This window comes from Microcystis sp. M44BS1, assembly GCF_020244875.1.
In the GTDB taxonomy this organism is placed as follows: domain Bacteria; phylum Cyanobacteriota; class Cyanobacteriia; order Cyanobacteriales; family Microcystaceae; genus Microcystis; species Microcystis panniformis.
The window spans coordinates 1-5,269 of sequence record NZ_JADBVM010000230.1 but is presented as its reverse complement, the minus strand read 5'-3'; the positions used below and the strand labels follow the sequence as shown (position 1 = coordinate 5,269).

The 5,269-nt window shown below is 39.9% G+C and carries 5 protein-coding genes and 1 pseudogene; 3 read left to right on the top strand and 3 right to left on the bottom strand.

What is annotated here, in order from left to right; translation table 11 throughout:
- Positions 1 to 110: pseudogene (locus IM515_RS17820) on the top strand (IS1 family transposase); the annotation flags it as partial.
- Between the two features lie 13 nt (positions 111 to 123).
- On the opposite strand, the gene IM515_RS17815 reads toward IM515_RS17820, so the two are convergent.
- The 3 genes from IM515_RS17815 to IM515_RS17805 all read right to left on the bottom strand — a co-directional run bounded on the left by IM515_RS17815 (position 124) and on the right by IM515_RS17805 (position 3,044).
- Positions 124 to 501: a Uma2 family endonuclease gene (locus IM515_RS17815; protein WP_287630369.1), complete on the bottom strand. Its 378-nt coding sequence runs from the start codon at positions 499 to 501 to the stop codon at positions 124 to 126.
- Positions 502 to 521: 20 nt separating this feature from the next.
- On the bottom strand, positions 522 to 1,688 hold the full coding sequence (locus IM515_RS17810; RefSeq protein ID WP_002770300.1) for a DNA-methyltransferase: 1,167 nt from the start codon (positions 1,686 to 1,688) through the stop codon (positions 522 to 524).
- Positions 1,689 to 1,772: 84 nt separating this feature from the next.
- The gene (locus IM515_RS17805; protein ID WP_287630368.1) at positions 1,773 to 3,044 is read right to left on the bottom strand and encodes a dihydroorotase; all 1,272 of its coding nucleotides are present in this window, start codon (positions 3,042 to 3,044) and stop codon (positions 1,773 to 1,775) included.
- 289 nt (positions 3,045 to 3,333) lie between these two features.
- On the opposite strand from IM515_RS17805, the gene IM515_RS17800 reads away from it, so the two are divergent.
- Positions 3,334 to 4,608, top strand: coding sequence for a DNA methyltransferase (locus IM515_RS17800; RefSeq protein ID WP_287630367.1), 1,275 nt, complete (start codon positions 3,334 to 3,336; stop codon positions 4,606 to 4,608).
- Between the two features lie 376 nt (positions 4,609 to 4,984).
- Positions 4,985 to 5,269 (top strand): Rpn family recombination-promoting nuclease/putative transposase (locus tag IM515_RS17795; RefSeq protein WP_287630366.1); only part of this gene is annotated, 285 nt, incomplete at its 3' end.

The following is a 5,269-nucleotide window of genomic DNA, read 5'->3' as shown; positions in this document are numbered from 1 at the left end:
TTTCTCGGCTGGTGAGAGAGAGTCTATCTTTCTCTAAAAAAATGGAGAATCACGTTGGGGCTGTTTGGTATTTTATCCATGACTACAACGCACAGCTGGCAAAGGATTAAGCCGCCATCACTACTACCGAATCACCACCCCTCTATCAAAGGCTGCCGTAGAGTCGGATAAAACTTCGATAATCACTTGCGGATGCAGGATAAAATCTTCCTGAGAAACTCGATCGAGTTGGTCACAAGTAATGGCAAAATCGGGATAATAGAAGATATTTAAGCTAGGGAGACGCACTTTCATATCGGTAGCATAGGCAAGACAACCACTACCCCGTAAATGATTAATTAATTGGGCTGAAAGATTACCTGTGATGATAACATGGGCTTTACTAGCCCCGGCCATCGCCAAGATTTGCCCTTGTATATATTCATGTTTAATGGGACTAATTTTCTCTATTTCTAGATAGTCTTTGGGAGTAAAATAAGCGTGACTTTTACTGGCTGTCATGGTGTTTACCTCGCTCATTGTTAGTTTTCTAACGGACAATTAAGCCAAATAATTGAGTCTAAATCAGTCTTACTGCCTTCAGTAATTAGCTTTCGTATCAGTTCAATATAATTAAAATTACTCTCGAATAAAACAAAACGTCTATCTAAAGAAGCGGCCGCTAGTCCCACGGTTCCTGAACCGGCAAAGGGATCTAAAACCACATCACCTTTAAAAGAGTAATAGGTAATCACTTTTTCTGCCAATTCTACAGGAAAAGCGGCGGGATGTTTTGAGTTAGTGACTGGGTTAATTTTCCAGACATTAGTGCGTTCATAACCATCGGCAATTTTTGAGGATTTTACTACTTCTTGATCGGGATGATTGCGAATATGCCAATCGATGAGTAAATCCGTGTGTTTACGATAGACTAAAACGTATTCAGTCACTGGCACAGTTTTGTATTGGAGAGGATTGCGATCAGCTGCAAATCTGCGTCCTCTACCCGTTGCCCACCCTGCTCCCTCTGGTTTTAGCCAAATAATATCATCAATAAAGTCGTAACCTTCTTCAATAAAAATTCGATGCAAATCAAAGGGAACAGCAATACGTTTAGAAGCTTGATTACGGGAAGCACGACGCAACAGCACGGGAGAAATATTAATGACAAAAAAACGTCCTTCACTCAAAACTCGATGACATTTTCTGATTACCTGTCGCAGCTTCAATAGATAGCTTTCGTATTCTTCAAATTCTGAATATTCCGGGCGAGCATTAAAATAGGGTGGTGAGGTAAAGATTAAATCAACACTTTCTGCGGGCATTTCCTCCAAAAGTTCGCTACAATCACCAAATCCGATGGTATTTCTCAGAGAGGAAAGCTTATATTCTTTTTTGGGTTTCTTGCGGTTTTCTAATTTAGATTCATCCTGTTTTAACAGACGAGCGATAATAATTTCAGTCCGGGTTGTCCTATCGGCTAAAATTTCGGTGGTGTAGGCATCGATCACCACTTCCCCAACGGTTTTTTTCTGTTCATTACATAAAGGAATTCGCCAAATATGATATCTGTCATCCACTTCTGGTAAACCTAATTTAATCGCATTAACTAAATTTATTTCCCGCAACCAATTAAGGACAATTTCTTTAGCTTCTGCCACCGTGCGAAGCAGATAACCGCGCTTTTCTGATACCAGTTCTTTTTCCATGAAATTACTCTAGCTCTCTCTAGAATTCTAGCTGATCATTATCCAAAAAACTAGGAGAGTCTCAAGATAGAAATTGACCACCCTTTAAAAATTCCACATTTCCAACACTTTTCCCGCAATGGTTTGATTTAACCAGAAAGTATTATGACTGAGGGACTGAAGATTATTTGCCGTTACTTTCCAGCTTGCTTGGGGATGAAAAAGAATTGCTTCCGCGGGATTGCCGGGATTGAGAGATGCCGGTTTTTGTTGTAAACAATGACAGGGATTGAGACTAAGCGCTTGCCACAATTGTAAAGCTGATAATTGCCCGGTTATTACTAATTTTTCCCAGAGTAGCGGTAAAGCTAATTCTAACCCGATCGCGCCGGGGGGTGCTTCTGCAAAAGAGACGGTTTTTTCTTCGTAGGTATAGGGACGATGATCGATCGCGATTGCATCGATAATTCCCTCCTTAATTGCCGCAATTAACGCCTTGCGATCGCTTTCGTTGCCCAAGGGTGGAGCGAGGTGTAAACTGGGATGGTAGCTGGCGATCGATCCCGTATTTAAGAGGAGATGCAACCACGTCACACTAGCGGTTATCGGCAATCCCCGCATTTTTGCCTCGCGAATTAATTCCACTCCTCGACGGGTAGAAATTCGCATGATGTGAACAGGTGTATTAATTTCGCCGACGATTTCTAAAATTGTGGCTAAAGCAGTGGTTTCGGAAATAGCAGGATCCCCAGGTAAACCGAAGCGAATCGAGGTTTCTCCCTCGCGCATGACTCCATTACCCTTTAATTGCTGATTTACGGGGGAAAGGGCGATATTTTGACCGAAGGGTTTTAGGTATTCCAATAAGTGCCGCAACAGTCCCAAATCTTCCAGACTGCGATTATCGGTAAAACCCACCGCTACAGGCATTAAATCGGCTAATTCCGTCATTTTTTGCCCTTCTCTTCCTAGGGTGAGACTTGCCCAAAAATGCAGACGAGTCGATTTTGAGTCAAAAAACCCTTGACTTTTTTGCTGTAATGTGCTAATGAGTGCGGGGTGATCGAGAGGGGGGAGAGTATTGGGGAGAATTGCCACCCTGGTGCAGCCTCCGGCCGTGGCCGCTTTAAGCAAAGATGCGAGGGTTTCTCTGTCCTCGTGGCCGGGTTCCCCAGAATGACTGTAGAGATCGACTAATCCGGGAGCAAAAATACAGTTTTGACCAGAAATATAGTTACTGTTTTCTCTTGGGGGAAGCTGAGATTCGATCGCTTTAATTACCCCCTTCTCAATCCAGACATCGGCAATGCGATCGGTTTGTGTCAGAGGGTCAAGGACTCTAACCTGTTCTATAATTGTCGAGGATTGGCTATTCACGCAGACTAATTAAAACGTCATTTTTTCCTTTGGCAGTATATCACGTTAAGTAAAAAGTAAAAAAGCTGAGTTGTCGGTTAGGTTAGAGGACGATAAGTTAGAATATTGATCAACTACGGTTTTAATCTTTATTTTAATTGGCTAGTCCACCCCAGGGAGAATTGATAGCCGAATCATGCAGTTAAGTGGGTGGGTGGAATTAAATATAAGATGAACGTAGGTTGGGTTGAAGCATGAAACCCAACGCCCGCTCATGTTACACTACCGCTAACCCATCCTACAAATAATTGTGCCTCCCTACTTAGAACTTTTCGATTCTAATAATTTAGAAGAATTTAATCGGGGAACCCCGCGATTAGTTTCCTTTCGAGATTTAGTGCCAGAAATCACCAGCACCAGTTATCTAACCCACGCCATCTATTATTATCCTGCCAAATTTATTCCCCAAGTGGTGAGATTTTGCCTTGATAACTACACTAAAAAAGATGATTGGATTATCGATCCTTTTGCTGGTTCGGGTACGGTGGGTTTAGAGGCGAAACTTTGTCAAAGAAATGCAGTTTTAACTGACCTGAATTATCTTTTAAACCATATTATACCGATTAAGATCACAGAACACCAAGAACGATTGAGTTACTCAGAGTTAGATAAAAAAATCTTAGAAGTTTTTGCCAGCAAGGATAAATTTATCCCTCAGTGGTCAAATTTAAACTATTGGTATCCAGAGGAGATTTTAGCAGTTTTACAGAAACTTTGGGCCGGTCAAAAAAGTCTAGAACCTGATTTGTATTCCCAGATTATTCAAGCGGTTTTAGTGAAAGTTAGTAAACAGTTTTCCTATGCAGAACATACCAAACCTAAATTATTTCAATCGAAATACAAAAAATCAGATATACAGGAACTATTACAAAGAAATTGGCAAGAGGAATTAAAACGAACGATTAAAGAGATGAGTTTTGAAACTTTAACCAGCGTCAATCAATATATTACCGTAACTTGGCATAATTATAATCAGGTGCTTTTTTATGGAGGAGTAGATAGTGCCACTTTTGAGATCGAGCAAAATTTAGAGTTAGATTGTTTAATTAGTTCACCCCCCTATCTGCAAGCACAGGAATATATCAGAACAGCAAAACTAGATTTATATTGGTTAGGATATACAGAAAAGGAAGTGCAAAAAATCTCTAAGTTAGAAATTCCCTACCGACAGGCTACCAGATTAATCGAAACCGAAACCTTAAATCAAGTGAGATTGAGTTTAGAGAAAGAGAATTTACATAAAATTCTTGATTCCTATTTTTGTCACACTATCAACGCTTTAGAAAATGCCACCAGAAAATTAAAACAAGCTGGGAAAGCTTGCATTTTTGTCGGTAATCCGAAAGTGGATGGAGTGGAAGTAGAAACTTGGCGAATATTAGGGGAATATTTTCAGGAAAATGGCTTTATCTTTAATACCGTCTTTGAGGATAGAATTAAAACCAGACAATTATTCAAATCTCGCAAGAATAAAAATCCTGATGGCATGAAATCCGAATATTTACTAATTTTAGAGAAAAGGTAACTTTCTATTGCTTATGTATCCCAAAAATCTCCTATTTTATAAATGTTTTAACTGTCCAGAATCCTTACCTAATTTTCAGGCAACTATTCAAGATAAACCCTATATATAGGGTAAATTATTGGCTGATGTAAAGTTAGTTATTCAGACCGATCATGCTACCGTTAATTATGTTTGTGAAATTAAAACAGGATTAAATCATGATCTATCTGAATCGGTGATATAATATTTCGTAAGCTTGGTTCAAAGATTACCATAAAATCAAAGAATTTTACTAATTATCGGGGGGTTATCTAGCTTAATTGTTAAGGAATTTATAGCAAGTAATCTTGAATTTATTGACGTGGATGGTAGCAATTACAAAGGCAAAACGCTCACGATGTTTGATAATATTTGTAAATTTATCGCCGAAAACTTCTCCGATGATCTAGCCACTTGGTTATTGGGTTCTCCCCTCTCCTTAACCGTCCTCGACCCGACGGAATTACAATTAGACCCCATTCGGGCCGATTCTCTGATTTTGTTGCAGTCAGAGCAATTAATTCTCCATACCGAATTTCAAACCGACCCCGACTCCAAAATTCCTTTCCGAATGCTCGATTATCGCATTCGCGTCTATCGTCGTCATCCCCAAAAACAAATGCGTCAAGTGGTAATTTATCTG

Bases quoted from the DNA above. Each gene is read 5' to 3' on its own strand.
- IM515_RS17815 (WP_287630369.1), bottom strand. From the start codon at position 501: ATGACAGCCAGTAAAAGTCACGCTTATTTTACTCCCAAAGACTATCTA.
- IM515_RS17810 (WP_002770300.1), bottom strand. From the start codon at position 1,688: ATGGAAAAAGAACTGGTATCAGAAAAGCGCGGTTATCTGCTTCGCACG.